Origin of the sequence: Paenibacillus solanacearum, assembly GCF_910593845.1 — a bacterium.
Lineage (GTDB): Bacteria > Bacillota > Bacilli > Paenibacillales > NBRC-103111 > Paenibacillus_G > Paenibacillus_G solanacearum.
In genome coordinates this window covers 57,606-81,949 of record NZ_CAJVAS010000030.1, presented here as the reverse complement: position 1 = coordinate 81,949, position 24,344 = coordinate 57,606, and the positions used below count along the sequence as shown (strand labels likewise).

Genomic DNA, 24,344 nt, shown 5'->3' with positions numbered 1-24,344 from the left:
ATTAAAGACGCTCTTGTAATCTGCATGCACATGAAAGACGAACATCGGAAAGCCGTATGAGGGAAAACCTCACGTACGGTTTGATGAGGAGGGGCTGAAAGTTTCAGCCCTTCACTCTAGCTCGGAAGGGAAGCAGCCGCCAGGCGAAGCGACTCGCGCGAACGTACATGCGGCGAATGGAATAGGATGATGATGGCGGCGGTTGATCGATGGGAACGATACTGCATGATTTGCTCGCCGCTTGAAGCGTTAGGTAACGGCTTCCTGATGCGTTAAGGATATAGAACACCAATAGGAGATGGAGGATCAAGTATGCTGAAATGCGAAACCGAAACATAAGCTGTAAGCGGGCGGCGCGGTATGGAGCCTGCCACGCCCCGTTGGAGCAGTCTTCGTAAGAAGCGGCGGGCCCATGCAACCGAACCGTCGATGCGTCGCAGGCCGGCGCAGCCAGCGGCCGGATGGGCTGGCTGCAGGAGAGGGGGCGGTACGGAGATTTGGCCGGTCCATCCGAGGAACGACACGTTAACGAAAGAGACAACAGAAAGCTTCAAGCCGCGCTTCGTCATCGCGTGATCATGGCATGAACGGCTTGGGGATAGCGTGAGGAGGGAAAGTAAACCCATGTGGTACATACGATGGAAAACGCAAATCAGTTGTCTAGCGCTGTGGATGATCGCCGCGCTGCTCATGGCCCCGTTGTTCGCCGGCTTCGGGCAGGTGTACGCGGAAGGGACGGCCGGGCCGCAGGCCAGCGTCACGTCCGGCGTCTACGATCAGGTGACGGGAGCCGTGTATTTCCCGGATGCCGGCCTGGAAGCCGCCGTTCGCGAAACGCTCGGGATTCCCGAGCGGTACGTGACTTCGGACGATTTAAGCCAAATGACGGAGCTGGTAGCGGGGGACAGAGGCATTGCCAATTTGAGCGGCATCGAATATGCCGTAAATTTGCAAAAGCTCGTACTGCCCCATAACCAGATTCGCGATATTTCACCGCTGGCAGGATTAAGCCGTCTTCATGAACTTATTTTATTCGGCAACCAAATCGAGCAGATCGATTCGCTGGGACAGGTTGCGTCGCTGGAGAAGCTGTACTTGAGCAACAATCGAATCACGGACCTGGAGGCGGTGAGGCACTTGACCGGGTTGACGGAGCTGGGCCTCAGCCATAACCAGATCCGCGATATTTCCGGTCTGCTAACGTTGCAGCACCTGAAGCGACTTGAACTGGATCATAACGAAATCGCGAATCTGTCCCGCCTGGCAGACCTTAACCTGTCGCAGATGGAAGCGATGACGCTGTACGACAACCCGGCCCAAGAGATGGCCCCGTTCCTGCAGCAGCTTGAGCAGCGCGGGGTGCCGATAAGCGATACGGTGATGCTGGCAGGCGCCGTGAGGTCGGATGTGACCAACGTATACGAATCCGACATCCTGCTGAACGAGTTTACGGCAAGATACGGAGCGAGCAGGCAGTCTTCGCCGTACGGGCTGTACACGGTGGCTGCCGGTTACGAGCGAAATGCGTTAAGGTACTGGTTTGAAGTGCCCACGGGAAGCTACACAATCGCCGCTTGGAACGCCGGCTTATCCGATAGCGTAACGACGGACACGTATGCCGACTCCGCGGCGCAGCTGCTTTACGACAACGGCGCGTTGTTTCGGGTTAAATCGCAGCGGGACTTGAGCCTGCAGGAGCCGCCGTGGGATAGCGGCGACAGCGATTCTTCTTCGGATGGAGGCGAGACGACCTCGGCCGGGGAACTGGTTCAGGCGGCCCTTGGCGGCACCGTTTCGGTCGAAGGGGCTTCCGTAACGATTCCGCGAATGGCTTTTCCGGAGAACATTCTTGTCAAGATCGAAGCGTATTCCGATGGCTCTCTTCCGCAGCATGACCGCGCCGTGCTGGCAAGCCGCGTGTTTCAGATCAGCAAGCACGTCGCCGGTTCGTTTGCCAAGCCGATCACCGTTACACTGGCATTCGATAAGTCCGGACTGGATTTGTCGAAGCAGGAGCTGAAGCTCGCCTGGCTGGACGAAAGCGCGGATATATGGGTCGCGCTCGACAATCTCGCCGTCAATCTGCAAAAAGACGAAATCAGCGGCACGGTAACCCATTTGGGCAAATTCGCCGTGTGGGCTGTCGAGAAAACGCTGGATGACTCGCCATCGCAGCCATCTCCGCCGCCGCCTGCCTATCCGGTGTTGAGCGACATTCGCGGGCATTGGGCCGAAGCGCAGATCCGGAGATTCGTCGAGCGGGGCGCATTGGACGGGTACCCGGATGGCACGTTCAAGCCGGATGCCGGCATCACGAGGGCTGAGTTTGTAACGTTTCTGGTGAAGGAGCTGGGCTTGAAGGTGGGTGGAGACGCAGGCTTTGCCGATACGGCGCAGCATTGGGCCCGCAGCTACATTGCCGCAGCGGCCCAGGCGGGTATGGTCAGCGGCTACAGCAGCACTTCCTTCGGTCCGGACGATCCGGTTACGCGCGAGCAAATCGTCCTGATGCTTGTGAATGCCAACGTCTTGAAGAGCGTCCAGGCGGGTCAGACACTGCCGTTCGTGGACGCGGGCGACATCTCCTCGTGGGCCAGAGAGGCCGTGAACACCGCGGTTTCGGAAGGGGTTATGGACGGTTACCCCGACGGGACGCTGAGACCTCAAGGAGCAACCACGAGAGCGGAAGCGGTGACGCTCGTCAGCCGGGTGCTGCAGCGATAAACGAAAGAACAAGGGAGTCCGTTCCGATGAGCGCGGCTCCCTTGCTGTGTGTATCGATCTGACGGCAGACCCATGCTGCGATATCTGCCGCGCAGGGGACCGCCCGGCGCTGTTCCGCTTCTTCCGCTTCCTGCTGTATGTTACAATGGGATTATATGGATTCAAGCGGACAATACGTTCAAGCAGAGGGAGGCGGAATAACGGATGGAGCGGAAGCTGGAGCTGGTATGGGATGGAAAGGCGGCATTGGGCGAAGGTCCCGCCTGGGATCACCGAAGCGCTCAAATCATATGGGTCGATATTATAGGGAAGCAGGTGCACTTCTACGATCCGGCCGACGGAACCCATCGATCGGTTACGCTAGATCAGCTTGTTGGCGCAGCCGTACCGAGAGCGCAAGGGGGGCTGGTGCTGGCGCTGGAGAATGGATTTCACACGCTGGATGTGGAGTCGCAGCGGCTCACGAAGCTGATCGATCCCGAGAGCGGCATGCCGGGCAACCGGTTTAACGACGGCAAATGCGACGAGGCCGGCCGGTTCTGGGCCGGGACAATGAATAGGGAAGAGATTAAGCCCTCCGGGACGCTCTACTGCCTGGAGCCGGACGGCACGCTTCGTGCCGCTGTGGACGGGATCACGACATCGAACGGCCTTGGCTGGAGCCCGGATGGAAGGACGATGTATCATATCGACTCGCCGACCCGCCGGGTTAAGGCTTACGATTATGACCCCGGGACAGGGGAAATGGCTATGCCGCGTACGGTCGTCGAGATCCCGCAAGGGGAAGGCTTGCCCGACGGGATGACCGTCGACGAGGAAGGCATGCTCTGGATCGCGCAGTGGGACGGCTGGCAGGTGTCGAGATGGGACCCGGCCTCCGGCGTCAAGATCGACTCGATCCCTGTCCCTGCGGCACGCGTGACCTCCTGCACGTTCGGAGGGGCGGATTACGACGAGCTGTATATTACAACGGCGCGCATCGGCCAGAGCGACCAGCAGCTGGAGGAGCAGCCGCATGCAGGCGGCTTGTTCCGCATCAAGCCGGGTGTGAAAGGCAGGCCGACTTGTTTTTATGGGGGATAACAGGGGACTTCGGCAGCTCATACGTGAAATTGAACGGAACCTGCTTGGCCAGCTGCGGGTGGTTAGCGAAGATCCCCACGAGCCCGTCGTTGTGAAAAAGCTGCCCAAGCCGTGGCGCTTGATCGGCGCAGGCAACTATGCGGCGGTCCTCGCCCATCCGGAATTCCGCGACCGCGTCGTGAAAGTGTATGCGCCGGGGCGGCCGGGTCTGGAGGAAGAGGCGGAAGTGTACCGGCGGCTGGGCAGGCATCCGGCTTATTCCGAATGCCTGCATTACGGACAGGGCTATCTGGTGCTGCGCCGGTTGAGCGGCGTTACGCTGTACGACTGCATCCGCAGAGGCATCCCGATCCCCCGGCAGGTGATCGAGGACATCGACGAAGCGCTTGCTTACGCCGTATCCAAGGGACTGAACCCGCATGATGTGCACGGCAAAAACGTCATGCTGAAGGACGGGCGCGGCATCGTCGTCGATGTGTCCGATTTCTTGAAGCCGGATCGCTGTACGATGTGGGACGACTTGAAGAAAGCGTACCGGCTGCTCTATCTTCCGCCGCTTCGCCGGTGGCCCGTGCCGGATTTCATGCTCAATGCGATTCGCAAAGGGTACCGTCTGATCAAGAAAAGGTAAAGGCGGCCCGGACCTGAAACCGAATCGCCGTCAGGTGCGTAATGAACCGCAGCAGCGAAGGCTGAAACACAGTTAACGGGAGGCGTTCACATGTCACTGTTCAAAAAGGTGCTGGCCAGTGTCGGGGTAGGCTCGGCGAAGGTAGATACGCGGCTGGAATCCGGCCGGGTCGCGGTAGGCGAGGAGCTGCGCGGCGTAGTACTCATTCAAGGCGGACAATTGGAGCAGCGGATCGACCGCATTTATTTATACATCAAAACGAGCTACGTCAAAGAGGAAAACGATCGGAAAGTAACGGTTACGGCCGACGTAGCCCAATTCATGATTACCGACGAGTTCATGCTCGCCGCCGGCGAGCGGACGGAGATTCCGTTCGCCTTCACCGTGCCCGAGTACACGCCGGTCTCGCTGCGCAGCAGTCCGGTCTGGCTGGAGACCGGACTTGATATCAAGATGGCCGTCGACCCGACCGATCGCGATTATGTCGAAATCATCGCCCATCCGTATATGCAAGTCGTGCTCGACGCGCTTGGCGAGCTCGGCTTCCGTCTGCGGGAAGTCACGAATGATTACGCGCCGCGTCTCGGAGGAAGGCTGCCGTTCGTCCAGGAGTTCGAGTTCGTGCCGACTACGCATTTTCGCGGTGCCCTTGACGAACTGGAGGTACTCTTCTTCCTGAGCGGCGACGATCTGGAGCTGTATTTGCAGATTGACCGCAAAGCGCGCGGCATTCGCGGCATCTTCGCGGAAGCGGCCGGGACGGACGAAAGCTTCGTCCGCGTCATGATTCCGGGCAATGAGCTGCGGCGTGGTCCTTTGGCGGTAGCGGGAAACCTGAAGCAACTGATATCCAATTACAGCTAGATTTCAAGCGGGAACAAGCCCCTGATCGCTCAAGGGCTTGTTTTTCATTTTTTCCAGCGGCAGGAATCAACTGGTACATGATCGAAATAACATAAGGATGCGACCGAGATGCGACAACATAATTACCTTATTAGGAGAGTTCTCGCTATGCCCCAGAAGCAAGTGAACGTACTGATCGTAGATGATCGTCCGGAAAATTTGCTCGCGATGTCTTCCACGCTGCAGTCTCCGGAATACCGGATCGTGACGGCCGGGTCGGGAGAAGAAGCGCTTCGCCGCGTTCTGCAGGAGGAATTTGCGCTTATTCTGATGGATGTGCAGATGCCGGGCTTGAACGGCTTTGAGACGGTCCAGATGATCAAATCGAGGGAACGGTCCCGGCATATTCCCGTTATTTTCGTCACGGCGCTCAGCCATGCGCCGGAGCATATTATGCGAGGTTATGAGGCCGGAGCGATCGATTTTATATTCAAGCCGCTGCAGCCCGCAGCGCTGCAGCATAAAGTGGAGCAGTTCGTGAAGATGTACCTGGACCGGATGCAGCTCGAGGAACAGAAGGAGCTGATCAGCGAGCGGACGGCGGCGCTGGAGAAGGCGCATCTGCAGCTGCTGCAGACGACGCAGGAGCTGCGCCGGGCGGAAGCGATGGCCCGGGTCATCGGCGAAACGGCCGTCAATACGTTTCTGACCGTAGATCATCAAGGCGCCATTCTGGCAGCCAACCCTGCGGTCGAGCGGATGTTCGGCTTCAAGCCGGAAGAACTGCACGGACTGCCGGTATGGAGGCTGCTTCCCGATACGGAGCCGCTGTTCGGCGGCGAAACCGGCGGCATCGCCGAAGCGGAACTCGGTGTGACAACTGAGAAGGCGGCCGTGCGCCGGGACCTCAGCATCTTTCCCGCGGAGCTGCAGATCGGCGTCGCCCGCATCGGAGAGCAGTCGATCTACGTCTGCTCCGTGCATGATATTACCGAGCGCAAGCTGCAGTATATGCGGCTGGAGCGGGCGGTTGAGAAGCGGACGCAGGAGCTGCGGGAAGCGAATCTGCAGCTGAGCCGGGAGATGACGGAGCGGTCCCGGATTTCCGAGGAGCTGCAAACCTCATACGACCGGATCAACTGCATTATCGAGAGCATTACCGACGCTTTTTACGCGCTCGATTTCGAATGGAATGTGCTTTATATGAACGGTTCGGGCGAGAAGCGGCTCGGCGTCTCGCTGACAGAAGCGCTCGGCAAGTCGATGCTGAACTTTATACCGCTGGAGAAGGAATACTGCTACGCCTTGATCAGCAAGGCGATCCGGGAGAAGCGGGCGGTGCAGGAGGAATTTTATTCGCTTGTGACGAGCAGCTGGATTGAGGCGCGCGTGTTCCCTTGGCCGCAAGGGGTTACGCTCTATATCCAGGACACGACCGAGCGCCGGCAAATGGAGAAGCGGATACGCGATTCCCAAGAGCGGTTCTACAAAATATTCAAAGCGAGCCCTAGCCTGATGGCCATTCAATCGCTTGTCGACCAGTCGTATCTCGATGTGAACGAGAGCTGGCTGCGCCACAGCGGCTACTCGATCCGGGAGCTGCTGAGCGGCAAAGCGGATTTGAACATTACGATCGAGCCGTCGGAGCAGGGACCGCATGTTGCGTCGTACGGGTTCGGAGACGCAGTAACGGATGTGAAAATATCGTATTCGACGCGCAGCGGGGAAGTCCGTACTGGGCTGCTTTCCACCGAAATCATCGAATCGCCTGACGATCCTTGCGTGCTTACGGTCATTACCGATATTACGGATCGGGTCGAACTGGAGCGGGAAATCGCCCGGCTGGACCGGCTTCATATGATCGGCGAGATGGCCGCAGGCATCGCGCATGAAATCCGCAATCCGATGACCACGGTCCGAGGCTTCCTGCAGCTGATGCGAACGAACAAAAACACGCCGCCCGAAGAAATTATCGACGTCATGGTCGAGGAGCTGAACCGGGCCAACGGGATCATCACCGAATTTTTGGCGCTCGCCAAAAACAAGACGACGGACCGAAAGCGCAACAGCCTCAACGAGATCATCGAGGCGATTCATCCGCTGATTCAGGCGGAAGCGATTCTATCGGGCAAGTCGCTCAAGCTCGATCTGAAGCCATGCCCTGATCTGCAGCTCGACGAGAAGGAAATTCGCCAGATGATATTGAATCTGGCATTGAACGGGCTCGAGGCGATGGAGCAGGGAGGCAGCCTCGGAATCGCGACATCGCGGGATGGAGCCGAGGTCGTGCTCGAAATTAGCGATGAAGGAGGTGGGATGGAGCCGGAGGTGCAGGACAAGCTCGGTACGCCTTTCTTTACGACGAAGGAACAGGGGACCGGCCTTGGACTTGCCGTTTGCTTCAGCATCGCTTCCCGCCATCAGGCACGGTTGACGTGGCAGACGGGGACGGAAGGAACCGTCTTTACGGTCCGGTTCGCAGCGGGAAAATAATGCAAATTAGCAGTGTCGGGCAGGGAAATGGAAGCTCGGCGCATGTACGGCGGGGATTCGACTTGCCACTTGCTGTAATCGCAAATGTTCGACAAATTGTTTCACGTGGAAAAACGCGATTCATTCCATCTTTTGTCTTCTCTTGTCGGAATCGGCAAAATATTCGAGTCACACATGAAGAGTTCCGTTTTTGCAAAAGATAGGTAATGGTCCGGAACAATGAGGAGGATGAATCCATGTCTAAGAGCATAACGGAAGTGCTGAACACGCAAATCGCCAACTGGAGCCTGCTGTTTATCAAGCTCCACAACTATCATTGGTATGTGAAGGGCCAGCAGTTTTTCACACTGCATGCGAAGTTCGAGGAGCTCTACACCGAAGCGGCAACGCATGTGGACGAGCTGGCGGAGCGGCTGCTCGCGCTCAAGGGATCTCCGGTAGCGACGATGCGCGAGGTGCTGGAAAAAACGACGCTTCACGAAGCATCCGGCAGCGAAAATGCGGAGCAAATGGTACGTGCGGTCGCAAATGATTTCGGTACGATCATCGGCGAACTGAAAGAGGGCATGGCGGCAGCGGGAGAAGCGGGCGACGAAACGACCGGCGACATGCTGCTGGCGATTCATAGCAGCCTGGAGAAGCACGTGTGGATGCTGGAGTCGTTTTTGGGCAAGTAGTACAAGAACAGCACGGCGCAGACAACAGTCTGGCGCCGTGTTTTTTGCATTCGGGCGCCTATAGTATACTTTTATATAAGCGTGCGCATTGAACAGGCGGCTTGATTTCAGCCGTCCGAATGCGGGTATAATGGGATAAAAAGGAACGGGGGAGAAGTGCATATGGTTTTGTTGACCAAACCGATCGGCATGGTTCTCGGATTAATCAGCTTGCTCTGGTTCGGAGGCTGCGAATCGGTACCGAAGCAGCAGCCTGGAGCTTTGAAGGAGGCGCCGCCCGTCTCGGCTCCCGCGGAGAACCAGGGGGTGAATGCCGCGTTCCCTTATGAACGCGAGACGGTGGCTATAGGGCTGCAGGTGCCGTGGGAGATCGACTTTGCGCCGGACGGCCGTATGTTTTTCACCGAACGGGGCGGAGCGCTGCGTATGATCGAGCAGGGGAAGCTTGCGGCCGAGCCGGTCTTTCGCTTCGACGACGCCTTGTTCAAGAGAGGGGAGGCCGGATTGCTCGGTTTTACGCTTGATCCGAACTTTTCGCAAAATCATTATATTTATGCGTACTACAGCTACACGGAAGGCGGCCGCCCGTATAACCGCATCGTCCGGCTTGCGGAGAACGGCGGCAAGGCGAAGCTGGACAAGGTGCTGATGGACAAGCTGCCCGGCGCGCAAATCCATGACGGCGGCCGCGTCAAGTTCGGTCTGGACGGCATGCTGTATTTCACGAACGGCGATGCGAGCGAGCCTTCGGTCGCGCAGGATGTTTCGAAGCTGGCGGGCAAAATATTCCGCATCAAGCCGGACGGCACCATCCCGCAGGACAACCCGTTCCCGGGATCGCCGGTATACAGTCTGGGCCACCGCAACCCTCAGGGGCTGGCATGGCATCCCGATACGAAGAAGCTGTACAGCTCGGAGCACGGACAGACGGCCCATGACGAAATCAACCTGATCGAGCCGGGAGCCAATTACGGCTGGCCGCTCATTCAAGGAGACGAGACGCAGGTCAAGCCGGCCGATGAGGCGAAGAAAGGCCCGGGACCGCTGAAACGCCCGATCGTCCACAGCAAGGACGTCACCTGGGCGCCGTCGGGCATCACCTTCGTCACCAAGGGGCCGTGGAGGGGCAATCTGCTCGCAGCCAACTTGCGGGGGACGCAGGTGCTGCGTATCGTGCTCACAGCAGACGGTGCGGGCGTGCATACTGTAGAGCCGCTGCTTCATGACGAGCTCGGCCGCATCCGCGATGTCGTGGAAGCGCCGGACGGGTCGATTTATGTGCTGACCAACAACAGAGACGGCCGCGGGACGCCTGCGGCGGACGACGACAAGATCATTCGGCTCAAGCCGATGTTTAAATAAGGACAGAATTGGGGACATACGCGATGCAAGAACGTAATGAGCAGCAGGATACGCATGAAATGAAACACCCGGCACAGCAGCCGAAGCAGATGAACGCTGCTGTGCAGCAAGCGCCGCAACTGCCGGCGGTGGAAGGTCAGCCGCCCGGCTCAACGGAGCAGCTATCCGGACAAGGAAGGCAGGATAGCGAATTTGCCGCTTTGGCGCAGCGCCTCTTGTGCGGGGAACGCTTGCTGATCCAGGCGACGCTCAGCCAGGTACGGCGCAGCGAGCCGAACGGCTGCACGAAGGTGACCGTCAAGCCGGTCGAGCTGAAGGGGGAGCTGCATTATCAGTTCAGCTCTTATTGCGGACCGAAGGTGCTGCACGACAACAAGCTGCCCGAGGAGGCGGCCGAACGGCTCATATCGCTGATGAACGAGCAGTTCCGGCAAGCGCTGCTGCAGACGGGCGAAGCCGATTACCAGGTGCTCGTCTCGAAGAAAGGCAAGGCCAGTATCCTGAAGAAGCCTGCGACCAAGGCGGCCGTGGCCGCCGCGCCACTGGAGCACAACCGGAAGAAGAACTACGTCCTCGAGGAGGGCGTGCCGGTTCCCTTTCTTGTCGAGCTTGGCATCATGAATGCGGAAGGCAAGGTGCTGGCGAAGAAATACGATAAGTTCCGCCAGATCAACCGCTTCGTGGAGATGATCGCCGACGTCGTGCCGCATCTGCCGCAAGGGAGGACGCTCAACATTATCGACTTCGGCTGCGGCAAGTCATATTTGACGTTCGCCATGTACCATTATCTCAGCGTTGTGCGCGGGCTCGACATTCGCGTTGTCGGCCTCGATCTGAAGGAGGATGTCATCCGCCATTGCAGCGGGCTGGCCGCAAACTTCGGATATAGCGGACTGCGGTTTCTCGTCGGAGACATCGCCAAGTACGATGAGCTTCGCCAGGTCGACATGGTCGTGACGCTGCATGCCTGCGATACGGCGACCGACGCCGCCTTGGAAAAGGCGGTGCGCTGGGGCGCGTCCGTCATCTTGTCGGTGCCTTGCTGCCAGCATGAGCTGTTCCGCCAAGTGGACAGCGACGTGCTCGGGCCGCTGCTGCAGCACGGAATTTTGAAGGAGCGCTTCTCGGCGCTGGCAACCGATGCGATCCGGGCAAAGCTGCTCGACATCGTCGGTTATAAGACGCAGATGCTGGAGTTTATCGATCTGGAGCATACGCCCAAAAACCTGCTCATTCGCGCGGTCAAAAGCCCGAAGCCGCTGCCGGCGGACGAGCGCAGCCGACTCGTGCAAGGCTATGAAGCATTTCGCGATCTATTGCAGGCGAAGCCTTACTTGGAGCGGGCGCTGGCGTCCGAGCTGGAGCAGGCGGGTTTGACGAGGGTCTAAAACGGCGCGCATAGCCGATAACGCTGGATGCGATGGGCGGGAATCGAGGATTCCCGCCTTTTTTTGATTTATAGGAAGGATTAAAGTTTTTGCAGATTTGACTTGATGGGCGATGGGAATCCAGAAGAACAGCTCGGGAGAAAATGGCTCGCATGACTGGGGGCATGCCGGCCTTATGCACAGGACGATTCCGCTCGTCGCGGGGAAAGAAACGGGCTGCAGTCGGAAGGTTGAAATAAGTTATATGCCCATGTCATACGATGATATGCTCCGGAACGCAGCGTCCTGAATACAGTAGAACCGCAGCGATTAGACGGCAAAAATCGAGAGATGCGGGATCCATCTCAGCATCCAATCCACTTAGGGGTCATAAGGGTACGAAAGGGTGCAATGACCCTAAAAAGTACGTCCGTATAAAGCAAAGCAGACACATGGAGTGTGTTGCCGAAGCGGTCAAGGCCACTGATCGAGCGCTATGCGTAGGGTTCGAAAGGCCACCGCGCAGCATCGCAACGCGCGCCTGGGATTCATGCGCGTTGAAAAACCGTGCGGCTCGCCGACGGTCGGAGCAAGCTGGTACTTGCAGAGTCTACGGCCGGGGCTGCCGTGTGCTTCGAACATGCTGCAGTTCGGCGTGTTCGCGGATAAGCATGAGATCCTGCAGCTGCAGCGGAGAAATCATCTCGGGCGTTTCGAACCCGGAGACGCTGCGCGTCACGATCAGCCTGAGCGATCAAAGCGAACGCGTCGGCATTCACATCCGCATTCGCATCTCTTATGCGATGAACTGCGGCATGATCTTATCCATAAAGACTTCTGCGTTGCGTTTTCGGCGCGGTGTCAAAGGATGACAGAGCAGGGATGTTTTGCCGCCAAAGCCGGATGGGCAGGAAGCCATTCCTTCAGGCTCGACCTTGTGGCCCGCAGGCAAGCCAAGACGGGCTTTCAGGGCAGGACGACAGCGGGGAAAAAGGCCATTTTTCGGAGCGAAAACGGTAAGAAAAAGGGCCGGCTGAAATGAAGTATATGGCTATGAAAGATAACTGCATGTTCAAGCAGCTTGCTTATTTTGTATCATGAAGTAAGGCGCTTGACGGCAGCCTGATGCGCTGCGGCAAGTATAATTAGGCCTCATTGCCGGGCAGGACCGCCCGATCATGGCGCAGGGCGAAGGAGAGCATGGCCGCCGTCGTGGCAACGGATCGTTTCATGCGAGCAGCGGACGCGGGGCCGCCCCTATGCGAATAGGAGCCGGCTCCGTTTGATTCTAGGCGGCGTAAGACATGCCGGTCTCTGGGCGAGGCATGCTGCGCCGATTCGAGGGTGGCGCAAGAGGCGAACGGATATCACACATCAAGAATCCTGGAGTGGAGCGCCGGAGCGTTCAAGCAGCGGCTTCGGCGCCGCAGGAGCAATAATTAAGGAGGCTATGCCGGATGACTACGACAACAATTACTTTTGTAAGACACGGCAATACGGATCATAACCTGGAAAATCGGGCTCAGGGCCATTTGAACAATTCGCTGAACGCAACGGGCTTCCAGCAGGCCGAGGCGATTGCCAAGCGGATCGCAGAAGAAAGCTGGGACGTATTCATCTCCAGCGACCTGTTGCGTGCCCGTCAGACGGCGGAGATCATCTCGCAGACGCTGGGGATGCCCATAACGGCGTATGATGCCAGGCTGCGTGAGATGGACCGCGGGCAGGTGGAAAATACGATCGAGCCAGAGCGCGTCGCCCGGTGGGGACCGAACTGGAAAGATCTTGAGCTTGGTCAGGAGAGCATCGAATCAATTCGTGCGCGGGGACTGGACTTCATTAACGATACGGCTGTCCGGTACGCCGGACGCAAGGTGCTCGTGGTGACGCACGGCTTCTTTCTTGGACAGACGTTAAAGGCGCTGATGCAGGACGAGTCGACCGGCAATCATTTGAAGAACACTTCGGTCACGACGATCGCGCACAAGGACGATCACTGGGAATATGTCCTGTACGACTGTGTACGGCATCTGGATGCGGGCGAACCGTCCGATGCCGATCGTTCCAGCGCGAAGGCGTAGCCGCAGCTCGAAGCACGGGCACCGCTCTTCCCGATTCAACGAAGCATTCGCAAGAAGCCGCCGATGGCATGATCGGCGGCTTCTTGTTTTTGAAGGAGGCCTGGCGGTGTCCGAATCCGGTATTCACAAAATTGTCATATTTTGGCTAGAAGAAATGCATCTTTCTACCTATAGTCGATAGTAAAATAGGGTAAATTCGCTATATTCATACAGATATCGACGGTCCATGACCATTTGCGACATACGGTCGCACAGGAGGCTAGACGATGAAAAATCCACTCCATTCTTTGACAGGCCGTTTTATGATTTACAGCAGCTTGCTGCTTATAGCGCTCATGGGTGCGGTGTATGTATACCAGTCAGCACAAATCCGCAAGGATGTCGAGCAGCAGCTGCTGGATAAGGGACGTACGATGGCGATTTCGCTGTCGCGCAGCTTGCAAAGCATCACGGAATCGGACTTTCAAACCGGCGCGGTGCTGAAGGACGGCACGAAGCTGAGCGGGGAAGAGCTGCGGCGGCGCTTGTTCGATGACAAGCTTGAGCTCGTCGGTGGCAGCGAGCAGGAGGCCGCCAAGCGATCGCAGGATGCGGGGTATGCTGACAGCAAGCAGAAGCTGTTCAACGGCACCGACATTCCGATGGCGAAGTACGAGCTGAAATATACAAGCGCTTACGATGCCTATACGGATGACCGCTGGCAAGCGGTCGTGGACAGTTTCCTGACCGATGATCAGATGGTGTTCGCGATCGCGACCGCGTATTCCGACAATCCCGAGGCGGCAGGGTATATCGCCACGCACAACAGCACATACAGTCCCACCGGGGAGGCGTCCAAGGATGATTGGGGGGCTGTGGGACTGCTGAGCCAAAAGTATCGCGCCAATCGCGTATTTAACGACGAGACGGGGTACCGTGCGGCGGCGAACCAAAATACGGCCGACGTGCTGCTGCAAAAATATCCGCGGGTGCTCGAAGGCAAAATCGTGGAAACATGGGATGTTTCTTACCCGCTCATGTTTGGCGGCAAGCATTGGGGCGGCGTAAGGGTCGCTTTGTCCAAGGAGGACTCGGATGCGCTCATCGCCAGACAGGAAGCGACGATGGCGGCGGTGCTTGCGCTGCTGCTGGTAAGCACGCTTGCGATGCTGTACCTGCTCTCGGAGCTTGCGGTGGCCCGCAAGCTGCGGAGATTGCTGGCGGCGACCGCCAACCTGAACTCGCAGGAAGCGGACTTGACGTACCGGCTGCCGGATAAGGGCAGCGACGAGCTTGCCCGGCTGTCCCGGGAATTCAACCGTTTTATCGTGCATCTGCAGGTGATGATCGGCGCCGTTCGCGGCGTATCGTCCCGGGTCGGCGGCACGTCGCAGCAGCTGGCGGAGCAGGCTGCCCATTCGCTGACGGCGGCGAGCGGCATCGCAGAGACCGTGCAGCAGATGGCCGCGGGCGCGGGCAGTCAAGCCGCAAGCGCGGAAGAAAGCGCCCGGGCGATGGAAGAGATGGCCTCCGGCGTTCAGCGGATCGCTGAAGCCGCCTCGCAGGTGACGGAGGCTTCGCTGGCGATGGTGCAGGAAGCGGAGGCGGGCCATAAGATCTCGCTGACGGCGACGGAACAGATGCTGGCGCTCAGCCGGTCCGCTCAGGACGTGGGCGAGGCGATTCAGCACCTGAACGAGCGCATGCAGGCGATCGGCGAAATGGCCGGCGTCATATCCGGCATTGCGTCGCAGACGAACCTGCTTGCGCTGAACGCGGCGATCGAGGCCGCTCGCGCCGGAGAGCACGGCAAAGGGTTCGCCGTTGTCGCCAGCGAGGTACGGAAGCTGGCCGAGCAGTCCGAAGGGTCCGCGCAGCAAATTCAAGAGCAGATCGGCGAAATACACCATTCGATGGCCAAAGCGGTAGACGCGATGGAACGGAGCAGCGCCGAGGTGGAGAAGGGCGTTAGCGGCGTCCGGCACGCGGGCGATTCGTTCGGGACGATTCTAGGCATGGCGCACCAAGTATCGGGGCAAATTCAGGATATTTCCTCGGCCTCGGAAGAAATATCGGCCGGCACGGAAGAGGTGACCGCGGGCATCGAGGAGATGGCGCGCATCGCTTCCGGCGCTTCCGAGCAGCTCGCCCGCATGGCCCGGGCCACGGAGAGCCAGGCTGCGGCTGCCGCCCAGGCTTCCGGCCAATCGGAGGCGTTAAAGCAGGCCGCCGGCGAGCTGCAGCAGGCCGAAGGCCGGTTCAAAATATAACGCCGCTGCGCTGTGGGTAGCACGGAGCCACAGCGGCATAGGTCGGATCCAGTTTGCCATTCAAATTCACTGCCCCCTCGGCTGCCTGGTGTGCTACAATGTTTTTGTGTTTTTGGAAATCGGGGTGGGCAGATGGGGTACGTGCTGTTGCTGCTGGCAACGCTCTCTTGGAGCTTTGTCGGCATATTGGTGAAGACGGCGTCGGCAATGGTGGACAGCGCCACGATTACGTTTCTTCGCTTTTTTCTCGGGATCGTGTGCTTGGGGCTTTTTCTGGGTGTTAAAAACCGCAAAGTGCTGCTGCGTTATGACCTGCGCTGGATATGGCTCGGCGCGCTCGGGAAAAGCTGCAATTATTTTTTCGAAAATTTGGCTTTATCGATCGGGTATTCATACGGCAATATATTGGTCGGTCCGATTCAGACGGTCATTCTGCTGCTCATCTCGGCGGTGTGGCTGAAGGAATCGGTTTCCGCCCGAGGATGGACGGCGGCTGCGCTATGCATCGGCGGCGTGCTGATCATCAGCTGGAACGGGATGCCGCTGTCGGTCCTGCTGTCCGGCGGCGCGCTGACGACGCTTCTGTTCGCGCTCTCGGCGTTCGGCTCGGCGTTCCATGTGCTGAGCCAAAAAGTGCTGATCAAGGAAATGGATGCGGGGAACATGAACTTCTCCGTGTTTGTCTGGTGCTCCGTTCTGATGGCGCTGCCGCTGCCGGTACGGGCGCATTGGACCGGGGACATTCATATGCCGGCGGTATTCGCGCTTCTGGCGCTCGGCTTGATTACCGGACTCAGCTTTTATTGGTTCTCTCAGGCGCTTCTGCGGGTCACGTTCCCGGTGGCGGTCATCGTCAGCAACAGCGGCGCGCTGTTCACGATTTTGTGGTCGTACTTGTTTTTTCGCGATCCGATTACCGTCTATATTCTCATTGGCGCAGCCGTGTTCATGCTCGGCCTGCTGCTGCTCAATTTGCCTATCCGGCGGACGGTCCGCGTGAAGGAAGGGTTGTCGCATGGCGAACAAGCATGAGGGAGCGGACGGCCCGCTCGTCACCGGACTCGCTCCGGTGTATACGGATCGCTGCACATTGCTCATTGTCGGCTCGATGCCGGGGGAAGCGTCGCTCCGGGCGCAGCAGTATTACGGCCATCCCCGCAACCACTTCTGGCCGCTGCTGTACGGCCTGCTGGACGGGGGAGCGCCGGAGCCGGATTACGAAGCGCGCCTTCGCTTCGCCCTGTCACACGGCGTAGCGCTGTGGGACGTGCTTCGTGCGTGCGAGCGGGAGGGCAGCCTCGATTCGGCGATTCGCAGACCGGAGGCGAACGACTTCCGCGCTTTTTTCGAGCGGTGCCCCTCTGTCCGGCACGTGTTCTTCAACGGAAGCGCCGCCGCGCAGTGGTTCGCCCGCTATGCGGCGCCGCGGCTTCCCGGCGACGACCGCGCATACGTGACGCTGCCGTCATCGAGCCCGGCACGGGCGATGCCGCTCTCCGCCAAGCGGCAGGCATGGCAGCCGGTCAGGGACGCTTGGCTCGCCGCGGGCGGCCAGCGAATTGCCGGATCGGACTCGGCTGGAGAGTAACGGGGGGCGGCTCCGCTAGCAAGGCGAACACATAAGAAGGGCGGGTCCGAAGGCGGCCCGCCCTTTTTCCTAACGCATCGAAGCTTGAACGGCATGCGCGAACGGATCTTTCTCGAAACGTTTCGCGCTGCGGCTTGTTCCTGCTTAGGATTGCTTTTCTTTTTCGATGGCGCCCACCAAGTTTTTGGTCGTTTTCACGCCTTCTACCGTATCGTTGACGAATTCCATGTCCTGGTTTTCCGCCTTCATGGAAGCGGTGCCTTCGTAATTGCCTTGATGCTTTTTATTCTCCGACATGCGGATCCCTCCCTTCCGGTCTAATCGGATTCCACCTTGTAACATGCGCAGTCACGGCGCAAAATATTCCTTCGAAGCCGGACGCGCCCGAATGGGCGAGGGGGGACGAGGCATAATATACCGTAGCGAACGGTTTCTTGGACTTGACGAAAGGAGTCTGATCATGGGACGCGAACAAATCAAGGTGCCTTACGGCTATCAGCCGGAGGAAACAAAGCAAGGAGAGCGCGGCAGCCTGTGGGTATACGACAGCTTCGAGCAGTTCACGGCGCAGGAGCTGGCCCAGCTGCTGGAGCTCGCGGATAAGCGGGCCTTCGCGAAGATCGTCTTCTACCCGCTGCACGAGGAGACGATCCGCCGGATGGGCAAGCGGCTCGCCGTATCGCCGTATTATGCGCGGGCGGCCAACCTGGAGTCGATGCTGGAGGAGACGGGCACCGATCTGGATTGGGTCATCGACGGGTTCGAAGGAAAGCGCAAAAAGTATACGCCCATGGATACCGCGTTCCGCTATTTGGACGAGAAATACGAATCCCCGCATTTCGTGTATGTCACGGGAGAGACGGCGCAGCTGCTGGCCGGCTACGATACGTTCGAAGCGTGGATCAAGCGGCTTCGTCTGCTCATCGCGGACGGCGGCCGGGCGGCGGACCACCCCCGGCTGCAGCAGTTTGCAAGCCGCTGGGAGCACGTGTAATGCGGGGGTAGGCGCATAGGCGATATAGAAGACAGGACGGCCGCGGCGCCGAGCCCCTGTCTTTTTTTTGCACTGTAATGGACGGACGGGGGCGGCCTTGCCAATGCTGAAATGTTAACGTGTTCAATAACGCAAATTTATTTTAAAATAGAGCTATCCTTTGTGATGAGGATGACATGAAATCTATAGCCAAGGGGATGGAAATGAACGGATTAAGAGACTCCCAGCTCAATCTGCTGTGGACTGCACGGATCGATTACGCCGCAGGCAGCCATGTGGAATTGCATCGGCATGACGATTACGAGCAGCTCCTCGTCGTATTGTCGGGCGAAGGCCGCATTACCGGGGGCGATCTGGTCGACGAGGTGCAGGCAGGCTCGTCCTACTTGTTTTTGAAGGGCGTTCCTCACAGCTTTCGCTTTACGGGGGAGACGGTTACGCTCGATTTCAAATTCCGGCTGCTGGATCCTTCGGTTCGCGAAGCATTGGCCGGGGCTGCGCCTGTATGCCTGTGCAAGGGCTGGGAGCTGTCGGAGCTCAAGCATTGGTACAAGGCGTCGCTCCGGCATGCGAGAAATCCGGCAGCGTTTCATCCGATCCGCATCGAGGCGGGGTTCAAGGGGACGCTCGTCTCGATGCTGCTGAACCGTCTGCCCTCCGATCAAGAAGCGTCCTCATCCGCGATGCATGCAGACGAGAACGACCCGATCGTTCAATATTTGCGGGCGAATTTCTCGACGGAAATTACGCTCGAGCGGTTGTCCCGGCATTTCGGTTTCAACCCGAACTACTTGATCAAAATTTTTTACGACAAGACCGGGCTGACGCCGATTCAATTTTTGCAGGAGATTCGGCTGGAAAAAGCGAGGGAGATGCTCGAGTTCTCTTCGTTGACGATATCGGAAGTGGCGGAGTATGTCGGCTGGACGACGCCGTATTTTTCGAAAATATTCAAAAAACGGATCGGCCAGTCGCCTTCTCAATACCGGGATCTGCTGATTAACGCGATCGGCAAGGACATCATTCTGGAGCAGGATTTCTCGAATGAATGGAGGATCATGCGGCTGTAATGTAATTGTCCCGTACAGCGCAGGTTCGCGAACCAAAGATAAACTTAGCCATGCCATGGATGCCCCTTGAAAAACGGAAGCCGGCCCGAACCTTATAGTGACTCTTCGCAAAACAAACATATCGGTGCAAAACAGAAACAGCCGATGGAGGAGGAACGATAGGGATGGTCAAAAAGTGGATATGGCTGTGCATGGCATGCTTGCTCGGATTCGGTTTGATATACGGGGTGACCTGGATTGGCGATACGCCGGTGTCGGCGGAAATTTCGCAGGAAGCCAAAGGGCAGTTCGTCCGGGTTGAAGACGGCGGGAACAAGCTGACGGCCGCTTACGAGGGAATGGAAAAAACGTATCCGGTGGCGGAAAATGTCTGGGTGTACCGGAACGGACAAAAGGCGGGCTTATCCGGCCTGAAGCCGGGTGATACGCTGGAGCTGATCTTCAACAGCAAGTCGCAGGCGGCGTACATCAAGGTCGCAAGCGTTGCGCCGGAAGCTGCGGCTCCTGCCGCCGGTAAGCAGGATGGCGCAGGGACCGAGGCGGCGCCGGCCGCCGAAGCTCCGGCGGCGGAGCCGTCCGGCGCGTCCCAGTCCGAAGCGGCAGCGCCGCCGGTTAGCCCCGCGCCTGCGGCCAAAGCGCCGTCCCAGCCCGAAATGGCGCCGCAGACGGGCGCGCCGGGACTGGCACAGGCGAAGACGGAGGGCGGCTGGCCGTGGGAGCGGCTGTCGCTGGAGCTGAAGAGCCGCGAGCTGATGCTTAAGGTGAAGCAGGAGCAGACGGATAAAGGGTCCGAAGCGGACATTTATGTGCAGACGAAGGACCGTGCGGTCATTCATTTGAACGGCGCGGAGGCGGAACAAATGCTGCGTCTGCTGACGACGGGTCTGCCGGCCGATCGCACTGCGTGGGAGAAGGCGCTCAAAGCGCGGCTCGGCGCGGAGTTTAAGCTGAAGGACGCTTCCCCGGATTGGAAGCTCGACATTCGCTGGAATGATGGCGCGAAGAAGGGCGTTATCCCGGCTGTCGGCAAGAACACACAGTCAGACCCGAAGGCGAAGGGTGCCGAGAAAGGGAAAGAGAAAGAAAAAGAGAAAGAGAAACCGAAAGAAAAGCCGGAAGACAAGGGGAAGAGCAAAGGAAGAGGGCATGACGATCACGATCATGACGATTGATGCGGCGGCCGAGCCGCGATCCGCTCGATGCTCCGGTGAATCCGGCGAGCAAGAGAGAAGCGCAAAACGCTAAATAGATGAAACCGTCCGTGGGCACCGGGTGTGCTGCGGACGGTTTTTTCATGCCGCGATCCTTAGTCTTCAGGCGTACGGTCGACATACAATCGGGTCACGGAAGTCGAGTCGTTGCGGCTCACCTCTTCTTCCGTCGCCTTTTCCTCCAGCGGATCATGCGTATTCATGCCGGGAGCGATCGTCGGTTCGTGCTTTTCCTTATCATCAGTCATGTCCATTCACCGCCTTTTCGACTGCAAGTTTAGGGCTGCTATTTCGTTTGTTCCGTTTCGGCGTAGGCGATCAAGGTTACGTTCTTTCCGGTCAGTCGGGCAATTTTGCTTTCCGCCTCTTTAATGACGTCGAGGGCGGAAGCTTCCTCGTTCAGCCGGGCGATTTCATAACGTTCGGTATGGATGTTCATCGGAATCCCTCCTTTCGCATGGCCAACGACATCCCCAGTTTTCCCCATTGCGGCCATAGTTAATATCGCCAGACCTCTGTTCACGCTGCCAAATATGTGCTATAGTCAACTTTATAATTTAATAACCAATCATCCGATGTTTGGAGGTTTATTAGATGTTGAAGAAGACGACTCGCTACAGTTTGGTCGATCAAGTAATCATTCAAATCGAGGCGCTGATCGAAAGCGGCCAGTGGCCCGTAGGGGGCAAAATACCGCCCGAGCCGGAGCTGGTCGCCGAGCTGAACGTCAGCCGCAATACGCTGCGCGAAGGCATCAAGGCTTTATGTCATGCCGGCGTATTATTTGCGAAGCAGGGAGACGGCACATACGTCTGCTCCAACAGCACGCTGGGGGTGGCCATTCAGCGGCGGGTGCACAAATCGAGCCTGCTGGATACATTGGAGGTCCGCTATGCGCTGGAGCGGGAAGCCGCGCGGCTGTCGGCGGAACGGCGCACCGAAGAGGACGCGGAGCGGATTATGAACTGCTATCGGGAATGCAACGCGCTCGCCGCGGAAGGCGATAAACTGCGCTACGTTGCGGCCGACATGAAATTGCATCTGGCAATCGTGGAAGCGTCGGGCAACCCGATACTGATGGAGCTGTACGGTCATATCACCGAAGCGATACAGGAATCGATCACGCTGCTTTCGGAAAAGACCTTCGGCCGCGGGCTGCCGATGAACAAACACATTCATCTCGTAGAGGCGATTGTTCGGAATGACCCGGATGCGGCAGATCAAGCGGTGCAGCAGCATATTGACGAAATGAAAAAAGCGATAGAAGCAGGTGAAGTTTAATGGAATCCATAAGAGTTAAGCCGCTTTCGGGAGAAAAAACGGTGCCTATTGCCGAAGGCTGGGTGCTTGTCATAGGAATGATCTTGATTGCCGCGAATTTACGGGCGCCGCTCACGTCCGTAGGACCGCTGGTAGGCACAATCAGGAGTGCCCTGGGCATCTCCAATACGATTGCCGGCATGATTACGACGCTGCCGTTGCTGGCCTTTGCGCTTCTCTCTCCGCTGGCTCCGAGGCTGGCTCGCCGGTTCGGTGCGCCTGCCGTGCTGTTTTTCGCCATGATGCTTCTGGCTGCCGGCATTGCGCTGCGGTCGGCGGCCGGTGAGGGCGCACTGCTGACCGGGACGGTTATTCTCGGCATGGCGATTGCGGTGTGCAACGTACTGATGCCAAGTCTGATCAAAGAGAAGTTTCCTCATAAAATCGGCGTCATGATCGGCGTCTATTCCGTTGCGATGAATTTATGCGGCGCCATCGCCTCCGGGATCAGCGTCCCGCTGGCCAAGCAGCTTGAGCAGCTGGGGCTTGGCTGGAATGGCGCGCTGGGTGTCTGGGCGTTTCCGGCGGTTCTTGCCGTCTTATGCTGGATTCCGCAAATCCGCGGCGGGCATAAGCGGCAATCCGCCGCCTTATCAGCATCGGCATCCGCGCAGGCTGCGGCGGGCCCGGGCCGAACGAATTTGTGGCGCTCTGCGCTTGCATGGCAGGTTGCATTGTTTATGGGCCTGCAATCGCTCGTATTTTATGTGATCGTCGCCTGGCTGCCGGGTATTTTGCAGTCGTACGGCATGACCTTGAGCGCGGCGGGCTGGACGCTGTCCATGATGCAGCTGGCGCTGCTTCCGATCTCCTTCCTCGTGCCGATCTGGGCCGGACGGATGAAAAGCCAAGTTCCGCTCGTGCTGCTGACGGCAGCGGTTCTTTTGATCGGTGTCGGGGGCCTCTTGCTGGGGTACCGGAGTATCGTCGTGGTGTCGGCCATATTGGTCGGTGTCGGCGCCGGCTGCTCCTTCAGCTTGGCCATGATGTTTTTCGGGCTTCGCACGAGAACGGCCCAGGGCGCGGCGGAGCTGTCGGGGATGTCCCAGTCCGTCGGCTACTTGCTGGCAGCCGTAGGACCGACGCTATTCGGTTATTTGCACGATGCCACGCAGGGGTGGACTGTTCCGCTGGTGGTTTTGCTTGCGGTCGGGGTCCTCTTGCTGGTGTTCGGATTAGGCTCGGCGCGAAACCGGTATGTTGAAGGCTGAAATCGCGCGAGGATACAGGGATAGAAACCGTTCGGAGAAGGTTCCGGACGGTTTTTTACGATGTTCACGGAGCAGAAATATAATAAAATCGTATGTACAGACGAAGAAGTTGCGATATAATGATACCAACGAAAACGTTTTAGTAAATTCATATCGGGGAGGTTTCACATTCCATGGGATCCAAAGTCGGCGGCATTTGCCTGATGCTGCTCACCTTCGTTGCGCTCACTTCCTGCGCCTCGGCGAACGGCGGAACAGTGAAGGAGGAGGGCGTCCAACCGGCGGGAGCCGCAAGCGATCAAGAGACGGCACCGACGCTTCGCCAAATGGCCGAGAAGCGCGGGTTTTATGTCGGCGCGGCGGTTAATTACGACCCGTTCTCCAAGGATGCGGCTTACCGGCAGGCGGTCGCCGAGCACTTTAACATGCTGACGCCGGAAAATGACATGAAGTTTATGCGCCTGCATCCGGAAAAAGACCGCTACACGTTCGACAACGCCGATAAGCTGATGGCGTTCGCCGCCGAGCACCGCATTACCGTACGCGGGCATACGCTTGTCTGGCACCGCTCCTTGCCCAAGTGGGTGGAGGAAGGGCAGTGGGATAAAGAACAGCTCAAGGCGGTCCTGAAGGAGCATATCCAGACGGTGGTGTCCCGCTATAAAGGGAAGATCGCCGTCTGGGACGTCGTGAACGAAGCGTTCAACGATGACGGCTCGTACCGGGACAATATATGGCATAAGGTGATCGGGCCGGAATATATCGAGCTTGCGTTTCGCTGGGCGCACGAAGCCGATCCGGACGCGCTGCTGTATTACAACGACTACACGAATGAGGGCATGTCTGTGAAGTCGAACCGTATTTACGAGATGGCGCGCGATTTTCGCAGCAGGCAGGTGCCGATTCACGGCATCGGCTGGCAAATGCATGTCCGCACGATGAACTATGCGTCGCCGGACAAGATGAAGCAAAACTTGCAAAGGCTCGGAGCGCTGGGGCTGCAGGTGCAAATTACGGAGATGGACGTGAAGGTGAACGACAACAAAGACAACACGCCGGACGATAAAATGAAGCGGCAGGCGGACGTATACGCCGGGACGCTGGCGGCCTGCCTGAAGGAAGCGAACTGCACCGCCTTCGTCACGTGGGGGGTCGGCGACAAGTATACGTATCTGAAGGAGCAGGACCCGAAGGAGCGGCCGCTGCTGCTTGACGAGCAGTTCCGCCCCAAGCCGGCCTACCAGGCAGTCACGGACGTGCTGAAGCGGTAATGAGGCCGGATGCTGCCCCTGCGGGGTAGATTCGGTGCGTCTTTCCGGGTGAAAAAGCAAGACCTGTCCGACCGAAGCGCGATGGCGTTCGAACGGACAGGTCTTGTTTGGTTGGCAACGGGGGGCTAGTGCGCCGCAAGCCACAAGTCCATTTTAGGTCGCGGCGCGG

The 24,344-nt window shown here is 58.3% G+C and carries 22 protein-coding genes; 19 read left to right on the top strand and 3 right to left on the bottom strand.

Translation table 11 applies throughout. The features are described 5' to 3' along the window. Positions 1 to 624 precede the first annotated feature (624 nt). The 13 genes from KXG62_RS24345 (at position 625) to KXG62_RS24285 (ending at position 17,098) form a co-directional block, all read left to right on the top strand. Positions 625 to 2,724: an S-layer homology domain-containing protein gene (locus KXG62_RS24345; protein WP_218094620.1), complete on the top strand. Its 2,100-nt coding sequence runs from the start codon at positions 625 to 627 to the stop codon at positions 2,722 to 2,724. A 204-nt stretch (positions 2,725 to 2,928) separates the two neighbouring features. Further along, the gene (locus tag KXG62_RS24340; RefSeq protein ID WP_218094619.1) at positions 2,929 to 3,807 is read left to right on the top strand and encodes an SMP-30/gluconolactonase/LRE family protein; all 879 of its coding nucleotides are present in this window, start codon (positions 2,929 to 2,931) and stop codon (positions 3,805 to 3,807) included. After that, entirely contained in the window at positions 3,797 to 4,438 is a 642-nt protein-coding gene (locus KXG62_RS24335; RefSeq protein ID WP_218094618.1) for a serine/threonine protein kinase, read from the top strand. Before KXG62_RS24340 ends, KXG62_RS24335 begins: the two co-directional genes overlap by 11 nt. A 90-nt stretch (positions 4,439 to 4,528) precedes the next feature. Next, positions 4,529 to 5,302 carry a sporulation protein gene (locus tag KXG62_RS24330; RefSeq protein ID WP_218094617.1) on the top strand — a complete coding sequence of 258 codons (774 nt, stop codon included), beginning with the start codon at positions 4,529 to 4,531 and terminating at the stop codon, positions 5,300 to 5,302. A gap of 147 nt (positions 5,303 to 5,449) precedes the next feature. After that, positions 5,450 to 7,774, top strand: coding sequence for a PAS domain S-box protein (locus tag KXG62_RS24325; protein ID WP_218094616.1), 2,325 nt, complete (start codon positions 5,450 to 5,452; stop codon positions 7,772 to 7,774). A gap of 236 nt (positions 7,775 to 8,010) precedes the next feature. Then, positions 8,011 to 8,451, top strand: a complete 441-nt coding sequence (locus tag KXG62_RS24320; protein ID WP_218094615.1) for a Dps family protein — start codon at positions 8,011 to 8,013, stop codon at positions 8,449 to 8,451. Between the two features lie 162 nt (positions 8,452 to 8,613). Next, positions 8,614 to 9,813, top strand: a complete 1,200-nt coding sequence (locus KXG62_RS24315) for a PQQ-dependent sugar dehydrogenase (RefSeq protein ID WP_246627616.1) — start codon at positions 8,614 to 8,616, stop codon at positions 9,811 to 9,813. Positions 9,814 to 9,836: 23 nt separating this feature from the next. Then, the gene (locus KXG62_RS24310) at positions 9,837 to 11,201 is read left to right on the top strand and encodes a class I SAM-dependent methyltransferase (protein WP_246627615.1); all 1,365 of its coding nucleotides are present in this window, start codon (positions 9,837 to 9,839) and stop codon (positions 11,199 to 11,201) included. Between the two features lie 650 nt (positions 11,202 to 11,851). Then, positions 11,852 to 12,052 carry a hypothetical protein gene (locus KXG62_RS24305; protein ID WP_218094614.1) on the top strand — a complete coding sequence of 67 codons (201 nt, stop codon included), beginning with the start codon at positions 11,852 to 11,854 and terminating at the stop codon, positions 12,050 to 12,052. A 585-nt stretch (positions 12,053 to 12,637) separates the two neighbouring features. After that, positions 12,638 to 13,261, top strand: a complete 624-nt coding sequence (locus KXG62_RS24300; protein ID WP_218094613.1) for a histidine phosphatase family protein — start codon at positions 12,638 to 12,640, stop codon at positions 13,259 to 13,261. Positions 13,262 to 13,527: 266 nt separating this feature from the next. Further along, positions 13,528 to 15,510 carry a methyl-accepting chemotaxis protein gene (locus tag KXG62_RS24295; RefSeq protein WP_218094612.1) on the top strand — a complete coding sequence of 661 codons (1,983 nt, stop codon included), beginning with the start codon at positions 13,528 to 13,530 and terminating at the stop codon, positions 15,508 to 15,510. Positions 15,511 to 15,642: 132 nt separating this feature from the next. Next, positions 15,643 to 16,542, top strand: coding sequence for a DMT family transporter (locus tag KXG62_RS24290; protein WP_218094611.1), 900 nt, complete (start codon positions 15,643 to 15,645; stop codon positions 16,540 to 16,542). Beyond that, positions 16,526 to 17,098, top strand: coding sequence for a DNA-deoxyinosine glycosylase (locus KXG62_RS24285; protein ID WP_218094610.1), 573 nt, complete (start codon positions 16,526 to 16,528; stop codon positions 17,096 to 17,098). Before KXG62_RS24290 ends, KXG62_RS24285 begins: the two co-directional genes overlap by 17 nt. Positions 17,099 to 17,242: 144 nt before the next feature. Here KXG62_RS24285 and KXG62_RS24280 read toward each other — a convergent pair whose 3' ends face one another. After that, entirely contained in the window at positions 17,243 to 17,395 is a 153-nt protein-coding gene (locus KXG62_RS24280; protein ID WP_218094609.1) for a hypothetical protein, read from the bottom strand. A 163-nt stretch (positions 17,396 to 17,558) separates the two neighbouring features. Between KXG62_RS24280 and KXG62_RS24275 the strand changes: the two genes are divergently transcribed. The 3 genes from KXG62_RS24275 (at position 17,559) to KXG62_RS24265 (ending at position 20,334) form a co-directional block, all read left to right on the top strand. Further along, positions 17,559 to 18,092: a hypothetical protein gene (locus KXG62_RS24275; protein ID WP_218094608.1), complete on the top strand. Its 534-nt coding sequence runs from the start codon at positions 17,559 to 17,561 to the stop codon at positions 18,090 to 18,092. 176 nt (positions 18,093 to 18,268) lie between these two features. Next, positions 18,269 to 19,162 carry a helix-turn-helix transcriptional regulator gene (locus KXG62_RS24270; protein WP_218094607.1) on the top strand — a complete coding sequence of 298 codons (894 nt, stop codon included), beginning with the start codon at positions 18,269 to 18,271 and terminating at the stop codon, positions 19,160 to 19,162. Between the two features lie 164 nt (positions 19,163 to 19,326). Beyond that, the gene (locus tag KXG62_RS24265) at positions 19,327 to 20,334 is read left to right on the top strand and encodes a hypothetical protein (RefSeq protein WP_218094606.1); all 1,008 of its coding nucleotides are present in this window, start codon (positions 19,327 to 19,329) and stop codon (positions 20,332 to 20,334) included. A gap of 134 nt (positions 20,335 to 20,468) precedes the next feature. Here KXG62_RS24265 and KXG62_RS24260 read toward each other — a convergent pair whose 3' ends face one another. Both KXG62_RS24260 and KXG62_RS24255 read right to left on the bottom strand, forming a co-directional pair. Further along, positions 20,469 to 20,621, bottom strand: coding sequence for a hypothetical protein (locus tag KXG62_RS24260; protein WP_218094605.1), 153 nt, complete (start codon positions 20,619 to 20,621; stop codon positions 20,469 to 20,471). Between the two features lie 38 nt (positions 20,622 to 20,659). Beyond that, positions 20,660 to 20,812: a hypothetical protein gene (locus KXG62_RS24255; RefSeq protein WP_218094604.1), complete on the bottom strand. Its 153-nt coding sequence runs from the start codon at positions 20,810 to 20,812 to the stop codon at positions 20,660 to 20,662. A gap of 155 nt (positions 20,813 to 20,967) precedes the next feature. Here KXG62_RS24255 and KXG62_RS24250 point away from each other — a divergent pair, with 155 nt between their 5' ends. The 3 genes from KXG62_RS24250 (at position 20,968) to KXG62_RS24240 (ending at position 24,175) form a co-directional block, all read left to right on the top strand. Next, positions 20,968 to 21,654: a FadR/GntR family transcriptional regulator gene (locus tag KXG62_RS24250; protein WP_218094603.1), complete on the top strand. Its 687-nt coding sequence runs from the start codon at positions 20,968 to 20,970 to the stop codon at positions 21,652 to 21,654. Then, entirely contained in the window at positions 21,654 to 22,904 is a 1,251-nt protein-coding gene (locus KXG62_RS24245; RefSeq protein ID WP_218094602.1) for a CynX/NimT family MFS transporter, read from the top strand. Before KXG62_RS24250 ends, KXG62_RS24245 begins: the two co-directional genes overlap by 1 nt. A gap of 173 nt (positions 22,905 to 23,077) precedes the next feature. Then, on the top strand, positions 23,078 to 24,175 hold the full coding sequence (locus tag KXG62_RS24240; protein WP_218094601.1) for an endo-1,4-beta-xylanase: 1,098 nt from the start codon (positions 23,078 to 23,080) through the stop codon (positions 24,173 to 24,175). The last annotated feature ends 169 nt before the right edge of the window (positions 24,176 to 24,344 follow it).